This is a genomic window from Vibrio sp. Y176, from assembly GCF_033438945.1.
The window spans coordinates 82,062-100,675 of the sequence record NZ_JAWOQS010000006.1; the positions used below are offsets into that span (position 1 = coordinate 82,062).

Below are 18,614 nucleotides of genomic sequence, written 5' to 3' on the forward strand. Positions count from 1 at the left end.
TTGTAGTCATTCAGCTTGTAAATTTTAACGTACATCTCATATTCATCGCTCAAAAGCCTCGCGACTGTTGTTCGTTTTACGTGGCTGAATTTTACCAATCATTCTGCCGTGAAGTGAGCCGAAAAATAATGAGCTCTGGTGTAAGGGACGAACTGTTCCTCGTGACACTGTGTCGAAAAGCAGAATATTGTGCTTCGCTTTTTCCCCCTAATGTCTATTTATCAGCTAGTTATTGATCTGTTCTCATTTATACCCATGATTCAAGGAGAGGAAAATGAAGGTCACCCTACTTCACGGAGCGATGGTTGTAGCACTCAGCGCCAGCTACCAAGCTCAAGCCTATAACTGTCAAAGTCTACCCGACTGGGACAGCACTGCGACTTATACATCGGGCGCTTTAGTAAAAACGCAAGGAGCCGCTTATGAGGCTGCATATTGGACGCAAGGCAATGATCCCGTGACCAACTCAGGATCTTGGGAAGCATGGAAAGCGTTAGGGCAATGTGATGGTGGAAGCAACAATTTATCACCAACGGTGTCGTTCTCCTCTCCAATAAACAACGCACAAATTCCCGAAGGCAGTGCGATCACTTTGTTAGCCAACGCAGCTGACGAAGATGGCCAAATCACACAAATTGAGTTTGTTGCAGGCAACCAAACCGTTGCTGTGGTAACTCAAGCACCATTCGAAGCTTCTTGGACAGCTATTGAAGGGATCTCGCAATTGACCGCAATTGCGACAGATAATGAGGGAGCTGTTAGCACCACGACGATTTCTATCCAAGTTCAACCACAAGTCGAATTACCGCCACCAAGCATTTCATTGACAAGCCCAGTAGGCACAGAAGTGCTTAATGTAGGCGATAACCTAACCGTAGCCGCTCAAGCTGACGATATTGATGGTGTGGTCACACAAGTTGAGTTCTTCGTAAACAATCAATCTGTCGCCATTGATACTAGCGCACCTTACGAATATCAATGGACCGCTAGTCCAGGTACATACTCGTTCAAAGCACAAGCGACTGATGATACAAACCTCGCAACGATGAGCCAAGAAGTAGCGCTGGTTATTAGTAATTCAGAAACCGGAACGGGCGGATGTGCAGATGCAGTACCTTATGTGGCAGGCACAAGTTATCAAGCTGGCGACCTGGTTTCTCACTTCAACCAAAAATATCGTTGTGATGTTGCTGGTTGGTGCTCCTCGGATGCGACATGGGCTTACGAGCCTGGTGAAGGGCTATACTGGCAAGATGCTTGGAGTGGCCTAGGTGCTTGCTCGACACCACCGCAAGTTACCATTACGGCACCAACGGATGGACAAGTCGTGCTCGCTGGCAGCAATAACGAAATCACGGCAAACGCAAGCGATGCTGATGGCACAGTCACGCAAGTTGAGTTTTTTGCGAACAACACCAGCTTAGGGGCCACCACTCAAGCGCCATATTCCGTTACTTGGAACGCCACACTTATTGGCGCTAACCAGCTTAAAGCCGTCGCAACCGATAATGATAACAACACGTCAGAGTCCCTGGTTGGTGTGGAAGTCAGCGATAAAGATTTGGTCGTCTCTCTGACTTCACCAAGCAGCGGTCAGACCACCGGATTAGGCAAAAGCCTCGCATTAAGCGCCGATGCAACGTCTTTAACTTCAGGCATTAAACACGTTGATTTCATGATCAACGGCTCTATTGTTGCAACCGATACCACGGCACCTTACACAGCCAACTGGACACCAACTGCACTTGGTAACTTTACAGTTAGCGCCCAAGCTGTGGATTTGTCAGGAAGCAATGCATTGTCTGACGCCGCAGCAATAACGGTGGTTGAGCAAGTAGATAAACGCCATAAACTCATCGGTTACTGGCACAATTTTGTAAATGGAGCGGGCTGTCCAATTCGTCTAGCAGATATTGCAGATGCTTGGGATGTGATTGATATTGCCTTTGCTGAAAATGATCGCAACAGTGATGGCACCGTGCACTTTAATCTATATTCAGGCGATATTTACAGCGATTGTCCAGCACTCGATCCAACACAATTCAAGCAGGACATGGCAGCGCTTCAAGCTAAAGGTAAGAAGTTTGTTCTCTCTCTTGGCGGCGCAGAAGGCACGATTACGCTGAATACCGACCAAGATGAAGCCAACTTTGTCTCTAGCCTAACAGGTCTTATCGCTGAGTGGGGCTTTGATGGTCTAGATGTGGATTTAGAGAGTGGTTCTAACTTAGTTCATGGCTCGCAAATTCAAGCTCGCCTTGGTCGTGCTTTGCTTCAAATAGAGCAAAACATGGGTGGCGATATGTACCTAACCATGGCGCCTGAGCACCCTTATGTTCAAGGCGGCTATGTGGCTTACAGCGGTATTTGGGGAGCTTACATTCCTGTGATAAACGAGACACGCAGCACACTCGACTTGCTTCACGTCCAGTTATATAACAACGGCGGTTTGCCAAACCCATACCTGCCAGGCAGTGCACCAGAAGGCTCTGTGGATATGATGGTAGCGCAATCTAAAATGCTTATCGAAGGTTTTGAGTTGGCCGACGGCACTCAATTTGCACCATTGCGTGATGATCAAGTCGCAATCGGCTTACCTTCAGGTCCTAGCTCGGCAAATTCAGGGCAGGCTCCGACACAGAATATTATCAGCGCACTAGATTGTTTAACCAAAGGCACTTCATGTGGCACCGTTAAGCCAGCGTACCATTACCCGAATTATGCAGGGGTAATGACGTGGTCTATCAACTGGGATCAGCATGATGGTTTTAACTTCTCAAAACCTGTCGGCGATAAACTCACTCAGATGAACGCGCAGTAAGTTGTTAATGAGCAAACGAATAACATCGTCTTGCTTTCATTACCTGTTCAAGTATGTAAAAACGAAAAGAGAGCACAATTGTGCTCTCTCTTTATACCATTTAGTTCTACTTTTTGAAGGGTAATTAAATCGTAAATACTCGGTAATCTTTTAGCTCAGGGATTTTCTTCAACAGATCGTCTTCTTGCCCTGCCATGTCATCCAGCGAATCGCACAAGTCTTCTACTTGTTGCTCTACCTCTTTCGAATGCTCGGCTAAACGCTCTTCTACTTTCGCGCTGAGTTCAGCCATACTCTCTGATAATGCAGTGAGGTTTATCCCTCCCTCTTCCTTCATTTTTTTCGATAAAGCATCCAACGAACTGGCTAAAAACTCTTTATTGAAGATCTCTTGTGCTTTTGCAAAGTCTTCAGTCCACCCTTGTGTCATAGACTCAAAACTCTCCGCCGGCAGGATGAAATCACCATCTTTGTAGTAACGTGATTCAACATCAGCGAAAAAGTCCTTTACTGCGACTTTTACATTATCAAACGCACCAGGTGCATCGAGGCTTTCCGCAACATCATCAATAATATCATTCGCAAGCGCTAAACCATCACTCGCCAATTGCTTTGCTTGTGGAATATACGCGTTCATTTTTTCGCGATAGTCTTCAATTGCCGCTTTCTGGTCAGAATTGAGTTCAATTAGCTCACCTTTGATGAAGAGGTTGTTATCCTCATCCACGACAGCTTTATCACCTGTCGTTTGGCGAATTTCCAAGCTTTGCCCATCCATACGGACTTCATTATTGATGTCCACACGACACTGCGCTGCATAACCAGTAGCACTGACCATCAGCAATGAGAGTGTAAAAAGCTTTTTCATGTCATTCTCTTTTATTTAACATTACTCGTGTTAAACATAACACTGAGTGATACATGAGATGTCAGCAAATCGTCACGACTTCGTAACAAGTTGTTTTATCTCCTATTTTTACGTCAACCTCATCACCTTCTTCTTTTCCGAACAACGCTCGACCCAGAGGAGATTTAGCTGTTAAGACAAAGACTTCCTGAGCCTGATATTGAACAGTCAAACCACCAGAGCAAGGGCCTACAAAGAAGTGCTTTTCGATCAAATTCTCATCTGCGAGAACAACGTAAGCACCAACACCAACAGGCGCATTCTTAAAGTCGCGAGTCACTAAAGAACGATATTGACGCAATTCCTCTTCATTATCTTGGATTCGCATGGCTTGTCCATGAGCAAGATACGCGGCTTCAAGTGCTAACGTATCGTACTTATGCTCGGGAACAGTTTCTTCATCTGTCGCGGCATCGATAGCTCGCTGAGCCGATGCATGGGCAACTTGAAGTTTTTCTTCCAGATGTTGGATGATAATTTGGACTAAGTCAGCTTTGTTCATACTTTTAGGACGCGCGTTTAGTATTCGGGGTGTGTTAATGTAGCCAAGTTTACCATCAAAGAAAGGTTTCCCTATTATGCAAAGTGACTCGCTGCATCAAACACTTCAATCTGTATTTGGTTTTGACTCATTACGCCAAGGTCAGCAACCCGTTATTGAAGCCGTTATGAATGGTTACTCTGCTGCGGCAATCTTTCCTACAGGCTCGGGGAAGTCACTCTGTTATCAACTACCTGCAACCATATTACCCAACCTTACGTTGGTGATCTCTCCGTTGTTGGCGTTAATGAAGGATCAACTGAGCTTTTTACAAAGTAAAGGAATCGCGGCCGCTTCTATCGATAGCAGTCAAAGTAGAGAAGAAGCACAAAAGGTCATGGCTGGCGTGAAGAGTGGACAAATCAAAATCTTGATGATTTCTGTTGAGCGACTAAAAAATGAGCGTTTTCGTGAATTCATTCGCCAAGTACCGATTTCTTTGATGGTCATTGATGAAGCGCACTGTATTTCCGAATGGGGGCATAACTTTCGTCCAGATTATCTCAAACTACCGCAATATCAACGTGAACTGAACATCCCACAGTCTTTACTTCTCACCGCAACGGCAACGCCTGCAGTTATTGAAGACATGCAAAAAAAGTTCGATATTGCCAGTGAACATATTACCGTTACAGGCTTCTACCGCTCTAATCTGGATATCTCGGTCATCCCGTGTGAGGAAACAAAGAAACAAGAACAGCTCAGTGAGATCATCGCCTCTTCACCTAAGCTTCCGACCATCGTATACGTGACGCAACAGCAAACAGCAGAACGAGTAGCAAAGTCATTAATCCATATTGGCATTAACGCTCACGCATACCACGCTGGCATGAAAAGCGACGTTCGTGCACAAATCCAACAGCAGTTCATGGATGGCCAAATTGACTGTATTGTTGCAACGATTGCATTTGGTATGGGGGTCGATAAATCTGATATTCGCCGCGTCATTCACTTCGACTTACCCAAATCAATCGAGAACTACGCACAAGAGATTGGACGTGCAGGCAGGGACGGGAAACGCTCGGAGTGCATTCTGCTAGGCAATACGTCCGGCTTAACGGTGTTGGAGAATTTTGTCTATGGTGACACACCAGAATTTGCGTCAATTAACTATGTAGTCGAGCAAGCAAAAGAACATGCTCCACAATGGGAGGTAGTGCCACTGGGTTTGTCGCGTGAAAGTAATATCCGCCAATTGCCACTCAAAACCTTGTTGGTTTATTTGGAGCTACATAACGTCATTGAAGCAAAGTACAGTTACTTTGCGGAATATCGGTTTAAGTTTTTGCACGATCAGCAATTTATTGTGAATCAATTTCAAGGCGAGCGACGTCAATTTGTGGAGGCTATTTTCTCCTGCTCGCAAAAAGCCAAAGTATGGTGCCAAGTTGACCTAGAAGCGCTATGGATGAACTATCAATCGGAACGCAGCCGAGTTGTCGCAGCGCTCGACTATTTTCACCAGAACGGCTGGATAGAACTAGAGAGCAAACAACTGACGGACGTGTACTCAGTTATGCCAACCAAACAGAGCTCGGATGTTTTAATCCAACAACTGTATGAACTGTTCCAATCCAAAGAAAGCAAAGATATCGAAAGAATCCACACCATGCTGCACTTGTTCCAGTCCGAGCACTGTTTGAGCTCACAATTGGCGAACTACTTTGCGGATCACGATGCACCAAAGCAATGTGGTCACTGCTCCGTGTGTCGTGGTCACGTCGCCACATTCACAGCACCAGAACCTGAAGATATTGAACAATCTCAAGTATCGATATGGGCGCAGGAGTTTATTCAGCTTTCCCCATCGGCCATCAGTAATGATGCCGTTGCTCGCTTCTTGTGCGGAATCAGCACTCCTTTGATTAGCCAGCTAAAAGCCTCAAAGCTAGCAGGTTATGGTGCAATGGCAAATGTAAGTTTTGAGCAGGTATTAACGCAGGTAGAAACGGTAAGGGCCTAAAAAAAGCTCAATTGACGCGCTTGGTCTTCGGGCTTGAGCATCACGTTCAAGCCTAAAAGGCGAATTTCCCGTCCATTTTGGCGTTTAAGAATATCTCTTAGCAAGATCTTGAAGTCCTCAAGCTCTAATTGCGGATGGATGTGCTCAATTGTTGTCAGTTGAAAGTCGGCAAATTTGACTTTAATACCTTGTTTAATAATCGACTTATCTGGGCTTGCACGCTCTAAACGTTTCTCGAGTTCAGGATAAAGTTTCTCCTCAATCACTTGCCAACAATCATCATAGGTTGCGATGTTCTGGCTGAATGTCCTTTCCACACCGACGGACTTTCTCTCGCGCTCAACAACGACTTCTCGATTATCAATTCCATGGCTTCGCTGCCATAAGGAGGCACCCTGACGACCAAACTGCCTCAACAACTCTCGATAGTCACTGTTTTTAATGTCCTCACATCGATAAAAACCGGCTTGGTGGAGCTTCTCAAGACTCACCTTCCCCACGCCAGGAATATTCTCTAACGGAAGACTATCGATAACCTCTTGGACTTTCTCCGGCGGAATCACAAACTGACCGTTGGGCTTATTCATGTCTGACGCGACCTTAGCAAGAAACTTAATCGGAGCAATGCCCGCCGATGCCGTCAACCCAAGTTCACTCCAGATATCACGGCGAATTGACTCTGCGATCAACGTTGCGGAGCCACGGCAAGCTGTCGAGTCCGTGACATCGAGGTATGCTTCATCCAATGAGAGAGGTTCAATGATAGGCGTATAACGCTCAAAAATAGCACGAATCTGCTGAGAGACTTGCTTGTATACATGCATTCTACCGGGCACAACCAACAAATGAGGACAGAGTTGCAGCGCGCGCGCCGTTGACATTGCACTGCGAACACCATATTTACGCGCATCATAATTACAGGTGCTAATCACTCCACGCTGCTTTTCATGTCCGCCAACAGCGAGTGCAATGCCACGGTAACTGGGGTTATCTCTCATCTCTACGGCAGCATAAAAACAATCCATATCGACATGAATAATTTTTCTAATTCGATCTGACATAGCCATCAAAGCACTGTTCAAAAAAACAGTATAAATCAAATCTACCTGAAGAGAAATGGGCGTGTTTAAGCGAACGTCAATCTCGAAGCATTACGTCCAATTGATCGACCAATTCGGCCCAATCTGCATCTTCTTCGATGGCTTGTTTTAGAAAGTTCGCCTGTGACATCGTCCAAAAGCTAGCTTCATGTAAAGGCGCAGAATCTCTTTTGTGTCGATGTTGATTAATAAAATCTTTCATTTCTTGAGGAGAGCTACCGAGGCCCAGTTGTTGAAATAGCTCAGCCATACCATGTTGATGCATTTCCATACTACTTTCTCCCTACGTTAGCTAAACATAATTATATAACTAAGACAGGAATAATGATGTGATGTTAACGGATGCGTGTCAAACATTTGAGTAGTTGTTCTACTTTTGGTTGACATGTGTTTTTTGATGGCGATAAGTTTAATTTTAGTTATCATTGATTTTAAACAATTAATTTTGAGGACTGCGCTTGAGTAATAAGATTCTGGTTGTTGAAGATAGTCGTGCATTTAAAAACTTTCTTTGCCAAACAATAAGCCAAGCTGGTTATGAGGTCATCGCAGCGGAAAGCTACGCGGAGGCAAAGAACTTGTTATCTTCAGCACAGGACCTCTTCTGTGCGGTTTTAGACTATTGTTTACCGGATGCTCAAGATGGCGAGATTATTGATCTCGTTTTGGAACATGGTCATCGTGTCATTGTTTTAACGGCTCGATTTCAAGAAGACACTCGCGAAAAGATGCTTGTAAAAGGTGTCCTCGACTATATTTTGAAAGACAACATGGCGTCCGTTTCCTATCTATTACCACTCCTCAAGCGACTAACCAACAATCAACAACACAAATGCTTAGTCGTTGATGATTCTCACACCGTAAGAAGACACATCGCCCAACTTTTGGAGCATCAATATATTCAAACGTTGGAAGCTGACAATGGGCAAAAAGCCCTAGAGCTTGTCGAGCAAAATCCAGATATTACTCTCGTTTTAACCGACCATGACATGCCCGTTAAAGATGGCATTACTATGGTGCGTGAATTACGTCGGAAGTGGGATAAAAATCAATTAGCCATTCTCGGCTTGTCGGGTAGTAACTCTAAGACCATGACGGCTAGGTTTCTAAAAGCAGGGGCCAATGACTTTTTATACAAGCCATTTAATCAAGAAGAATTTTTTTGCCGTATTCACCAACTGTTAGATATCAAAGACGCAACATCTGAACTGTTTAAAATGGCAAATCAAGATGCGCTAACGGGCTTATGGAACCGCCGCTTTCTGTTTGAGCAGCCCCATGTAGAAAACGCTCAAAGAAACATCGCGATGCTTGATATCGATTTCTTTAAGCAAGTAAATGATACACACGGACATGAGGGCGGCGATGCCGTGCTAGTCATGATAGCGAATATTCTAAAAATCTATTTTCCAAATGATATTGTCGCTAGGCTTGGTGGCGAGGAGTTTTGTATTCAAGCCAGTGGCGACTATGACGGCTTTCTAACACGCTTAGAACAAATGAGACAGCGCATAGAAAAAACGCCAATAACTTATTTGGACAAAAACATTCTTGTGACCGCGAGTATTGGTGTAAGCAACATCGAGGGGGAGCTAGAACAACAAATAAAAGTGGCGGATGAGCGACTTTACATGGCCAAAGAGAACGGGCGTAACCAAATCATTTCTTCGTCCTAATGACTATCGGTGTGGTCTTGCTCTGTAACATGAGAGAAAGAAACAACAAAACACGGTATTAGGCTCTTTCTCGGACATCTGAGTTTTGGTTAGCCGCCTAAAAATAAAGCTCAGCAGAACGCTGAGCTTTATCACTTTCTTAGTACGATTAACCAATACTAAGCAATTCTATCTTTTTCCCACGCCGCCAATTTCTCAGCACGCGCAGCCTCGCGCGCTTCACGTTTTTTACGCGCATCGCAGGGTTCTGGGCAATTACACACTTTTTCGATGCCAACTGCCCCTAAGCCACCACAGCTACCTTTCACGACTTTCTTTTGGAAAATGTATCCGACAGCCATTGCAGTGATTACCGCGACAAACACAGCAAAGGTAATTAGAAAGGTATTCATAAAAACATGCTCACTTCTGTTGTTATTTCTTCATGAATGGCTTGTATGCTTCCGAAGCCAACTCTTTAAAACCATCTTCCGTTTTCACAATCATGAAAACAGGAATATTATTTTCGTTCGCAATTGCCATGCCTTTGTCTTCACCTAGCACCATAAGACCAGTTGCAAGACCATCAGCAGTCATCGACGATTTATCTAATACCGTTACAGACACCACTTTATGATGAATTGGTTTGCCTGTTCGTGGATTAATAATATGAGAGTATCTCACACCATTACTCTCAAAGTAATTACGATAGTCACCACTTGTTGCAATTGCCATGTCGCCTGGTTCAATAATTTCTTGAATTGAACGTGCATCAACGGTCGGTTTTTCAATTGCGATACGCCAAGGCACACCTTCACGATTGACACCTTTGAGACGCATTTCACCGCCAACTTCGACCATAAAGTTCTGTACCCCTTCAGATTGAAGGTAGTCAGCAACCACGTCAACCCCCCAACCTTTCGCAATCGTCGATAGGTCGACGTACAAGTTAGGAAGGTCTTTGGACAGTGTATTACCATCAACAGATAGGTGGTGAATACCGGTATTTGCTTTGCGAGCAGCGAGTTCTTCATCGGTTGGAACTACATCTGGACGAGCTTCTGGACCAAACCCCCACAGGTTAACTAGAGGGCCGACCGTCACATCCAATGCACCTAAAGTAAGACCGTTAAGGCGAATTGCTTCTTTCACTACCGTTGCAGTTTGTGTCGAAACTGTAAATGGCTCGCTCGTTTGATGCTGATTAAAACGACTTAACTCTGAGTCGTCACGATAGGTCGACATTTGGTCATTAACCTCTTCCAATAAGCGATCAATTTCTGTCTGCATCGCTTTTGGCGTTGGAATACCATCTTGCTCGATATACTTGATGTTGTAAGAAGTCCCCATGGTAGGGCCACTTAAATGAATTTGATCGGCAGGCTGCTCACAGCCAGCCAAAATCAATAGAGAAGCAAATGCAACAAGCCACTTTTTCACTTGTTAACTCCCAATGTTGTTGAATTGATATGGGAAATAGGATCAATCCTTTCAATCCGATTACCTATATCAACTGTTGAGTATCAGTTTTATGTCTATAAAAAATAATGGCTAGCTCTCTTGGAGAGCTAGCCATAGATTCAATCACTTGGAGGAATTAACCACCGAAGTCATCTAGTAGGATGTTTTCATCCTCTACACCTAGATCTTTTAGCATGCCGATTACAGCAGCGTTCATCATAGGTGGACCACACATGTAGTATTCACAGTCTTCTGGCGCTTCGTGATCACGTAGGTAGTTCTCGTAAAGAACGTTGTGAATAAAGCCAGTGTAACCATCCCAGTTATCTTCAGGAAGTGGATCAGACAGTGCACAGTGCCATACGAAGTTGTCATTCTCAGCTTGTAGCATATCGAAGTCTTCTACGTAGAACATTTCACGCTTAGAACGTGCGCCGTACCAGAAAGACATCTTACGCTTAGAGTGCAGACGCTTAAGTTGGTCGAAGATGTGTGAACGCATTGGAGCCATACCAGCACCACCACCAACGAATACCATTTCTGCATCTGTATCTTTCGCAAAGAACTCACCAAATGGACCAGAAATAGTACACTTGTCGCCTTCTTTTAGAGACCAGATGTACGAAGACATGATGCCTGGTGGTACGTCTGGGTTGTTCGGCGGCGGAGTTGCGATACGAACGTTAAGCATGATGATACCGTGCTCTTCTGGGTAGTTAGCCATAGAGTATGCACGAATGGTCTCTTCATTAACTTTAGACTCGTAACGGAAAAGGTTGAACTTCTCCCAGTCTTCACGGTATTCCTCAGGAATATCGTAGTCTGCGTATTTCACGTGGTGAGCAGGAGCTTCAATCTGGATGTAACCACCAGCACGGAAAGGTACTGATTCGCCATCTGGAATTTGCAGCTTAAGCTCTTTGATGAATGTCGCTTTGTTATCGTTAGAGATAACAGTACATTCCCACTTCTTAACGCCGAAGATTTCTTCAGGAAGCTCGATATCCATGTCAGTTTTCATTGCTACCTGACACGCTAGACGCTCACCTTCACGCGCTTCACCTTTAGTAATATGGTCAAGCTCGGTTGGTAGGATGTCGCCACCACCTGATTTAACTTTTACGCGACACTGACCACATGAGCCACCGCCACCACAAGCAGAAGATACGAATACGCCAGCACCTGCTAGAGCACTCAGTAGCTTACCACCTGGTTGTGTAACGATCGCCAGAGAAGGGTCATCGTTCACAGAAATTGTAATGTCACCTGTTGGTACAAGCTTAGACTTAGCGAAAAGAATCACTAGTACTAATGCAAGTACGATCAGAGTAAACATCACTACACCAAGAATAATGTCCATTGACTATTCCTTAATTGTTGCGGTTTACCCGACTTACAGTTGAACACCAGAGAAAGACATAAAGCCTAACGCCATAAGACCTACAGTGATAAATGTGATACCAAGACCACGTAGACCTGGAGGTACGTCAGAGTACTTCATCTTCTCACGGATACCTGCAAGAGCAACGATTGCTAGCATCCAGCCCACACCAGAGCCGAAACCGTAAACGATCGATTCAGCAAAGTTGTAGTCACGTTGTACCATGAAAGATACACCACCGAAGATTGCACAGTTTACTGTGATCAGCGGTAGGAAGATGCCTAGCGCGTTGTACAAAGGTGGGAAGAAACGGTCTAGGACCATCTCTAGAATCTGTACAAGTGCTGCAATTACACCGATAAAGGTGATGAAGTTTAGGAAGCTAAGGTCCACGCCCTCAACTAACGCGTTCTCTCTCAGAACTAGGTTGTATACCAGGTTGTTCACAGGAACAGCGATAGTCAGAACTACCACAACTGCAACACCTAGGCCGAAAGAGGTCTTAACCTTCTTAGATACGGCAAGGAAAGTACACATACCTAGGAAGAAAGACAGAGCCATGTTTTCGATGAAAATCGATTTAACTAACAGACTAATGTAATGTTCCATGACGTCCTTACTCCTTCGCTTCTACTTGTTCTGGTTTCAGAATACGGATTACCCAGATAAGGAAGCCGATTAGGAAGAATGCTGATGGTGCTAGTAGCATTAGGCCGTTAGGCTGGTACCAACCACCGTTGCTCACTAGAGGTAGAACTTCTAGACCAAATAGTTTGCCTGAGCCAAATAGCTCACGGAAGAAACCTACAGTGATAAGAACGAAGCCGTAACCTAGACCGTTACCAATACCGTCAATAAGAGATGGTACTGGCGCAGACTTCATTGCGAATGCTTCAGCACGACCCATTACGATACAGTTAGTGATAATCAGACCAACGAATACAGATAGCTGTTTAGAGATATCGTATAGGTAAGCTTTTAGCACTTGGTCTACCACGATTACTAACGATGCGATGATTGCCATCTGAACGATGATACGCACACTGTTAGGAATGTGGTTACGGATCAATGAAACAGAGAAGTTAGACAAAGCAGTTACAAATGTTACCGCTAGTGTCATTACAAAAGCTGTTTCTAGTTTAGTTGTTACTGCAAGAGCAGAACATACACCAAGAACTTGTAGCGCGATTGGGTTGTTATCCAACACTGGCGCTAGGATGCTCTTTTTAACGTTTTGTGCACTAGACATTAGTTAAGTTCTCCGTCACGAACTTTTGCTAGGAAAGGACCAAAGCCCATATCACCTAACCAGAAGTCAAATGTGTGTTGAACACCATTACTAGTGAGCGTCGCTCCTGATAGGCCATCAACACCGTGCTCAGAACCTTGCGGTGCGCCGCCTTTCACGACCTTAATCGCTGGCTGGTGATCTTCATTGTACAATTTCTTGCCAATGAATTGATCGCGCCATGAAGGGTTCTCTACTTCACCACCAAGTCCAGGAGTTTCACCTTGCTCGTAGTAAGTAATAGCAGACACAGTGTTACCATCAGTTTCAACGGCTACAAAGGCATACATCATCGACCAAAGTCCTTTACCGTGCATAGGCAGGATAACTTTTTGGACTTCATCTTGATCTTTTACAAGGTACACCACTGCTGTATTCGCGCGACGACGGATATCAGCTACGTCTTCTTCTGGTGTCAATGCGATTGAACGTTCTGCATCTTTTGATGCTTCACGTTGATCGTACGTAGATGCATTACCCTCAGTAAAGTTACCTGTTTCAAGGTCTACTAGACGAGGTTCGATGTACTCAGCAAATAGCTCTGGTACTTTCTTACCGTTTGCGTCAATGCCTGCAACTTCAACGATCTTTGATTGCTTATCTAGGACAGCGTTAGCTTTTTGCTTATCACGCAGACCTACTGCTGCTGTTGATACGATGATTGAACAAACAAGGCTCAACCCGATAACAACACCCAGCGTCTTTTTAATGCTGTCGTTATTACTTGCCATAGCGTGCTAGTCTCCGCTTGATGTTCTTCTCAATCACTACATGGTCGAACAGAGGTGCGAATAGGTTCGCGAATAGAATCGCCAGCATCATACCTTCTGGGTACGCTGGGTTAACTACACGGATCATCACACACATTGCACCAATCAGGATGCCGTACCACCATTTACCTTTGCTAGTAAATGACGCTGATACTGGGTCCGTTGCCATGAAGAACATACCGAATGCAAAACCACCTAGAACTAGGTGCCAGTGCCATGGCATATTAAACATTGGATTAGTGTCAGAACCGATCACGTTAAACAGAGTCGATACTGCGATCATACCGATCATTACACCCGCAATGATGCGCCATGAAGCGATTCGCATGTAAACGATCATCGCTGCACCGATCATTAAAGCTAGAGTCGATACTTCACCAATTGAACCAGGGATATTACCGATGAACGCGTCCATCCAAGTGATAGGAGCGCCAGTTACTGTGTTAACTAGAGCACCGTTACCACCTTGAGCCCATTGGCTAAGAGCAGTTGCACCAGAGAAGCCGTCAGCTGCAGTCCATACTACGTCACCCGAAATTTGTGCTGGGTAAGCGAAGAATAGAAATGCACGACCTGCAAGTGCAGGGTTAAGGAAGTTACGACCTGTACCACCGAAGATCTCTTTTGCTACAACAACACCAAATGTGATACCTAGTGCCGCTTGCCATAGAGGTAGCGTTGGTGGAACGATAAGTGCGAATAAGATAGAAGTTACAAAGAAACCTTCGTTAACTTCGTGTTTACGCACCATACAGAACAACACTTCCCAGAAGCCACCAACAATAAATACTGTTGCGTAGATTGGCAGGAAGTAAGTCGCACCTAGTAGCATCTTACTGCCAACACCCGCTTCCGCACCGATAGTGCCGCCAAGCATTTCTGTTAGCCAGTAGTGCCAGTTACCTGCGATAACTGTCGCTAGTTGGTCACCAGCGTACATGTGGTTAAGTGCTGCAATAGCTTGGCCACCTGCGTTGTACATACCCCAGAACATTGCTGGGAATACCGCAAACCAAACCATGATCATGATACGTTTTAGGTCAACGCTATCACGAACGTGCGAGCTTTTATTTGTTACGATACCTGGCGTGTAAAAAACTGTTGCTACAGCTTCGTACAGGGCAAACCATTTTTCGTGTTTGCCACCAGGCTCAAAATGATGCTCGATGTCTTCAAGAAACTTTTTAAGAGCCATGAAAATTACCCTTCCTTCTCGATAGTATCTAGGCATTCACGAAGTAACGTACCGTACTCGTACTTACCTGGACATACAAAGGTACACAATGCTAGATCTTCTTCATCCAGTTCAAGCGCACCCAGTGCTTGAGCACTGTCTGTGTCGCCGGCACATAGATCACGAAGCAGCAAAGTAGGCTCCATATCTAGAGGCATTACGCGTTCGTAGTTGCCAATTGGAACCATTGAACGATCACTACCATTGGTCGTCGTTGTCATATTGAACAACTGACCTTTGAATACGTGACCAAGGAAAGAGCGAGTTACCGAGAACTTATTCTTACCAGGCATTGCCCAGCCAAATAGTTCTTTTTCACGGCCTTCACGTAATACAGAAACCTGTTGATGGTAACGGCCAAGGTATGCGTGTGGACCAGTTGCATGTGTACCTGTTAGTACTGAACCAGAGATCACACGAACTTCGCCAGGCATCAGCTCGTTATCTGTTAGGTCATCTAAGCTTGCACCCATTACGGTACGAACTAGACGAGGGTTATTCACAACTGGGCCAGCTAGAGACACAACACGATCTGTGCATAGCTCACCAGTTAGGAACAGCTTACCGAACGCGATAACGTCTTGGTAGTTGATGCTCCATGCCACATTCTCTGCATTTACTGGGTATAGGAAATGCATGTGGGTGCCAGCAAGACCTGCTGGGTGAGGGCCATCGAAGACGTGTTCTTCTACGTTAGACTGTGAAGAGCGTGGCAAGCTAGTGCCAGATTTACATACGTAAACCTTGCCTTCTGTCAGGGCTGAAAGAATGTCTAGACCAGCAATGAATGCTTCTTGTTGCTCATTAATGATCAACTCAGGCTTAGCTGCTAGTGGATTAGTATCCATTGCAGTTACGAAAATAGCCTTAGTAGAAGACTCGATTGCAGGAACCTTGCTAAACGGACGAGTACGTAAAGCGGTCCATAAGCCAGAGTCAACCAACTGAGTCTTGATCACTTCACGATCTAGACCTGAAAGTTGAGCGGCTTCGAACTTATCAAATGTCACCTGCTCTTCACCTGCCACTTCAATCACTACAGATTGAAGGACACGTTTAGCGCCACGGTTAACTTCGATCACTTTACCGGCTGCTGGTGCAGTAAATTTCACGCCTGGGTTCTTTTTATCTTCAAAAAGAACTTGCGCTTTTTTCACTTCATCACCAACGCGGACATGCATGGTAGGTCGCATGCCAACGTACTCTTCGCCAAGCAAGGCGACTTTTTTGATGGTCTTACCATCATTAATCACCTGGGATGGAGTTCCTGCGATAGGAAGATCCAAGCCCTTCTTTATTGTAATCATACGCACTTGCACTACTTTTATCGGGAAAAAGATTCTTTTGATTGCGTAACTTTTAGACACGACATCAGTGTCCGGTTTTGATGTTGTTTTAAACATCAAAATCGCAACATCCTATTAAAAATCTCGTCACAAGGAATACGCGAGATTTATCAGGTGCCGTAGTCTAGCATTTTTTAGGAACTTGATGCCATGATCAATCATTAGAATAGAGGGGTTATTTCGGTAGAATCAGGTCTAAAAGGTCAAAGAATAGTCATAACTTTGACCCATCGCACAAATGCCATATTCCATACATATCTTATGGAAAAGTGATATTCATCGCCTGAAATATTCTGCAATTTCCATTCATTTGTTGAAACACTGTTAACACATTTTTTAACCAGAATTTGTGCCACGTTAACGTCCCTAAAGAATGTAAAACGAAAAAAGATGGCCTTAAGCCACCTTTCTCTGCACCTTTATATCTTGCGTTTTTAGTGACCACCACCCATACACATCGGGCTATCAGGGGCGCCATCTTGTTCACGCTTCCACTCTTCATCAGTATATGTATGAATAGCTAATGCATGAATGTGGTTGTCCAGTTCATCTGCCAAAATTTGATGAACTTGACGATGGCGCCCAATCAAACGCTGTCCCGCGAACGAATCACTCACAACAATCACTTTGAAATGACTCTCTGAGCCTGGTGGCACATTATGCATGTAGCTCTCATTAATGACTTTGAGATAGCTGGGTTGCAGCTCACTGTGTAGTTTCTTCTCTATGATTTCTTGGATCATATTCGTTCCTCATTGATGCGAATTCCATAAGTATATACCTAAGTAAAGCAGACATGCATCACTCAAACGTCACTCTCATTATTGACGCACTTTGTAGACATATTGTCTCAAGGCGCTTGACTCCACGAACATGTCTAAAGAGCAGCCATCACTGAACTCGTAAAATTTGACAGCTTTTTGTATCTCGACACGTCATCATTTGCGACAATAACACTTAATTTCTAAATCAACTTACATTTAGCTATGAAAACCGAACTGAACCTTCACGAGCGAAGCTTAACACTTCATCGTTTCCCAAAACGTAGTAACGAAACGCTACAAGCGTGGGATGCCGGTGATGAGTATCTTATTAATCATGTTGAAGAGCTTGCTTTGCCAGACAATCAAAACATCCTCGTGATTAATGACAGCTTTGGTGCCCTCTCCTGCTGGTTTTCGGAAAAGCACCATGTAACGCTAATGAGTGATTCATTCATCTCACATAAAGGTGCACAGCAAAATCTCGAGCAAAACCAGTGCAATAAAGTAGCGTTTGCCACCACGATGGACCTCGTTCCTGCCAATATTGATCTCGTCTTGCTGCAACTGCCCAAAAGTAACCGCCATCTAGTGTGGATACTAAGCCAATTAAGAAAGGCGCTACCGGCTTCCTGCCCCGTCATTGCAGTCAATAAAGCGAAAGACATTCATACTTCGACGCTAAAACTGTTTGAAAAATACTTAGGCGAAACAAAAACATCTTTGGCCTGGAAAAAGCACAGATTGGTGTTTTCTCAAGCAACAGTTGAGCCTACGATTGAAGTAATGCCTTTCACGACTTGGCGCGTTGATGGAGAAGATATCGAACTCAAGAACATGCCAAATGTCTATTCAGGAGAAAGTTTAGATTTAGGTGCACGCTTTATGCTGCAGCACCTGCCTCAAGACCCTTCAATAGACAATGTCATCGACCTCGGCTGCGGCAATGGTGTTCTGTCTGTTAAATTTGGTCAGTTGAATCCAAATGCTCGGCTAACATGTGTTGATGAAAGCTTTATGGCGCTTGAGTCGGCAAAACAGAACCTACGCGACAACCTTGGTGAAAATAGAGACATACAGTGCATAGCGAACAATTGCTTGGACGGTTTTAAACACAGCAGCAGCTCTATGGTTATGTGTAATCCACCGTTTCATCAACAACAGGCAATCACCGATCATATTGCTTGGCAAATGTTCTGCGATGCTAAACAAGTATTAAGTGAAAATGGCCGTTTACTGGTTATCGGAAATCGTCACCTCGGGTACGACGCAAAACTCAAACGTCTGTTTGGCGATAAAAATGTGAAACTTATCGCTTCCAACAATAAGTTTGTGATTTTACAGGCTACAAAAAATCCTGCTAAATTAAGCGCAAAATAAGCTTTA

At 44.5% G+C, this 18,614-nt stretch carries 17 protein-coding genes; 4 read left to right on the top strand and 13 right to left on the bottom strand.

The annotated features are described in order from the left end of the window. Positions 1-274 precede the first annotated feature (274 nt). A complete protein-coding gene (locus tag R7O13_RS15905; protein ID WP_318304239.1) occupies positions 275-2,821 on the top strand; it encodes an Ig-like domain-containing protein in 2,547 nt (848 codons plus the stop codon). Between the two features lie 124 nt (positions 2,822-2,945). Here R7O13_RS15905 and R7O13_RS15910 read toward each other — a convergent pair whose 3' ends face one another. Continuing rightward, the gene (locus tag R7O13_RS15910) at positions 2,946-3,689 is read right to left on the bottom strand and encodes a YggN family protein (protein ID WP_318304241.1); all 744 of its coding nucleotides are present in this window, start codon (positions 3,687-3,689) and stop codon (positions 2,946-2,948) included. A 61-nt stretch (positions 3,690-3,750) separates the two neighbouring features. Next, the gene (locus R7O13_RS15915; RefSeq protein ID WP_213903865.1) at positions 3,751-4,230 is read right to left on the bottom strand and encodes a GreA/GreB family elongation factor; all 480 of its coding nucleotides are present in this window, start codon (positions 4,228-4,230) and stop codon (positions 3,751-3,753) included. Positions 4,231-4,306: 76 nt separating this feature from the next. Between R7O13_RS15915 and R7O13_RS15920 the strand changes: the two genes are divergently transcribed. Then, entirely contained in the window at positions 4,307-6,232 is a 1,926-nt protein-coding gene (locus tag R7O13_RS15920) for a RecQ family ATP-dependent DNA helicase (RefSeq protein WP_318304244.1), read from the top strand. Here the strand turns inward: R7O13_RS15920 and dinB are convergent. Both dinB and R7O13_RS15930 read right to left on the bottom strand, forming a co-directional pair. Further along, positions 6,229-7,293 carry a DNA polymerase IV gene (gene dinB / locus R7O13_RS15925; protein ID WP_053304149.1) on the bottom strand — a complete coding sequence of 355 codons (1,065 nt, stop codon included), beginning with the start codon at positions 7,291-7,293 and terminating at the stop codon, positions 6,229-6,231. The genes R7O13_RS15920 and dinB overlap by 4 nt on opposite strands. Positions 7,294-7,369: 76 nt before the next feature. Continuing rightward, complete coding sequence (locus R7O13_RS15930) at positions 7,370-7,603, bottom strand: DUF2789 domain-containing protein (protein WP_005380277.1); 234 nt, start codon at positions 7,601-7,603, stop codon at positions 7,370-7,372. Positions 7,604-7,790: 187 nt separating this feature from the next. Between R7O13_RS15930 and R7O13_RS15935 the strand changes: the two genes are divergently transcribed. After that, positions 7,791-9,008, top strand: coding sequence for a response regulator (locus tag R7O13_RS15935; RefSeq protein ID WP_318304245.1), 1,218 nt, complete (start codon positions 7,791-7,793; stop codon positions 9,006-9,008). 158 nt (positions 9,009-9,166) lie between these two features. On the opposite strand, the gene nqrM is transcribed toward R7O13_RS15935, so the two are convergent. The 9 genes from nqrM to bolA all read right to left on the bottom strand — a co-directional run bounded on the left by nqrM (position 9,167) and on the right by bolA (position 17,210). After that, positions 9,167-9,400: a (Na+)-NQR maturation NqrM gene (gene nqrM / locus R7O13_RS15940; RefSeq protein WP_005380273.1), complete on the bottom strand. Its 234-nt coding sequence runs from the start codon at positions 9,398-9,400 to the stop codon at positions 9,167-9,169. Positions 9,401-9,422: 22 nt separating this feature from the next. Continuing rightward, entirely contained in the window at positions 9,423-10,427 is a 1,005-nt protein-coding gene (locus R7O13_RS15945; RefSeq protein ID WP_318304247.1) for an FAD:protein FMN transferase, read from the bottom strand. A gap of 157 nt (positions 10,428-10,584) precedes the next feature. Next, positions 10,585-11,808, bottom strand: a complete 1,224-nt coding sequence (gene nqrF / locus R7O13_RS15950; RefSeq protein WP_005380271.1) for an NADH:ubiquinone reductase (Na(+)-transporting) subunit F — start codon at positions 11,806-11,808, stop codon at positions 10,585-10,587. A gap of 33 nt (positions 11,809-11,841) precedes the next feature. Beyond that, a complete protein-coding gene (gene nqrE / locus R7O13_RS15955) occupies positions 11,842-12,438 on the bottom strand; it encodes an NADH:ubiquinone reductase (Na(+)-transporting) subunit E (protein WP_005380270.1) in 597 nt (198 codons plus the stop codon). A gap of 7 nt (positions 12,439-12,445) precedes the next feature. Further along, positions 12,446-13,078: an NADH:ubiquinone reductase (Na(+)-transporting) subunit D gene (locus tag R7O13_RS15960; protein ID WP_005380269.1), complete on the bottom strand. Its 633-nt coding sequence runs from the start codon at positions 13,076-13,078 to the stop codon at positions 12,446-12,448. After that, positions 13,078-13,848, bottom strand: coding sequence for a Na(+)-translocating NADH-quinone reductase subunit C (locus tag R7O13_RS15965; RefSeq protein ID WP_005380267.1), 771 nt, complete (start codon positions 13,846-13,848; stop codon positions 13,078-13,080). Before R7O13_RS15965 ends, R7O13_RS15960 begins: the two co-directional genes overlap by 1 nt. After that, positions 13,838-15,082, bottom strand: a complete 1,245-nt coding sequence (locus tag R7O13_RS15970) for an NADH:ubiquinone reductase (Na(+)-transporting) subunit B (protein WP_005380265.1) — start codon at positions 15,080-15,082, stop codon at positions 13,838-13,840. The genes R7O13_RS15965 and R7O13_RS15970 overlap by 11 nt, the downstream gene beginning before the upstream one ends. Before the next feature lie 5 nt (positions 15,083-15,087). After that, entirely contained in the window at positions 15,088-16,428 is a 1,341-nt protein-coding gene (locus R7O13_RS15975) for a Na(+)-translocating NADH-quinone reductase subunit A (RefSeq protein ID WP_005380264.1), read from the bottom strand. A 473-nt stretch (positions 16,429-16,901) separates the two neighbouring features. Continuing rightward, the gene (gene bolA / locus R7O13_RS15980) at positions 16,902-17,210 is read right to left on the bottom strand and encodes a transcriptional regulator BolA (RefSeq protein WP_005380262.1); all 309 of its coding nucleotides are present in this window, start codon (positions 17,208-17,210) and stop codon (positions 16,902-16,904) included. Positions 17,211-17,453: 243 nt separating this feature from the next. Between bolA and R7O13_RS15985 the strand changes: the two genes are divergently transcribed. Continuing rightward, complete coding sequence (locus R7O13_RS15985) at positions 17,454-18,608, top strand: methyltransferase (protein ID WP_005380260.1); 1,155 nt, start codon at positions 17,454-17,456, stop codon at positions 18,606-18,608. Positions 18,609-18,614 lie beyond the last annotated feature (6 nt).

Bases quoted from the DNA above. Each gene is read 5' to 3' on its own strand.
- R7O13_RS15930 (WP_005380277.1), bottom strand. From the start codon at position 7,603: ATGGAAATGCATCAACATGGTATGGCTGAGCTATTTCAACAACTGGGC.
- R7O13_RS15915 (WP_213903865.1), bottom strand. From the start codon at position 4,230: ATGAACAAAGCTGACTTAGTCCAAATTATCATCCAACATCTGGAAGAA.
- R7O13_RS15985 (WP_005380260.1), top strand. From the start codon at position 17,454: ATGAAAACCGAACTGAACCTTCACGAGCGAAGCTTAACACTTCATCGT.
- R7O13_RS15910 (WP_318304241.1), bottom strand. From the start codon at position 3,689: ATGAAAAAGCTTTTTACACTCTCATTGCTGATGGTCAGTGCTACTGGT.
- R7O13_RS15975 (WP_005380264.1), bottom strand. From the start codon at position 16,428: ATGATTACAATAAAGAAGGGCTTGGATCTTCCTATCGCAGGAACTCCA.
- nqrE (WP_005380270.1), bottom strand. From the start codon at position 12,438: ATGGAACATTACATTAGTCTGTTAGTTAAATCGATTTTCATCGAAAAC.
- dinB (WP_053304149.1), bottom strand. From the start codon at position 7,293: ATGTCAGATCGAATTAGAAAAATTATTCATGTCGATATGGATTGTTTT.
- R7O13_RS15970 (WP_005380265.1), bottom strand. From the start codon at position 15,082: ATGGCTCTTAAAAAGTTTCTTGAAGACATCGAGCATCATTTTGAGCCT.
- R7O13_RS15965 (WP_005380267.1), bottom strand. From the start codon at position 13,848: ATGGCAAGTAATAACGACAGCATTAAAAAGACGCTGGGTGTTGTTATC.
- nqrM (WP_005380273.1), bottom strand. From the start codon at position 9,400: ATGAATACCTTTCTAATTACCTTTGCTGTGTTTGTCGCGGTAATCACT.
- R7O13_RS15920 (WP_318304244.1), top strand. From the start codon at position 4,307: ATGCAAAGTGACTCGCTGCATCAAACACTTCAATCTGTATTTGGTTTT.
- nqrF (WP_005380271.1), bottom strand. From the start codon at position 11,808: ATGGACATTATTCTTGGTGTAGTGATGTTTACTCTGATCGTACTTGCA.
- R7O13_RS15960 (WP_005380269.1), bottom strand. From the start codon at position 13,078: ATGTCTAGTGCACAAAACGTTAAAAAGAGCATCCTAGCGCCAGTGTTG.
- R7O13_RS15905 (WP_318304239.1), top strand. From the start codon at position 275: ATGAAGGTCACCCTACTTCACGGAGCGATGGTTGTAGCACTCAGCGCC.
- bolA (WP_005380262.1), bottom strand. From the start codon at position 17,210: ATGATCCAAGAAATCATAGAGAAGAAACTACACAGTGAGCTGCAACCC.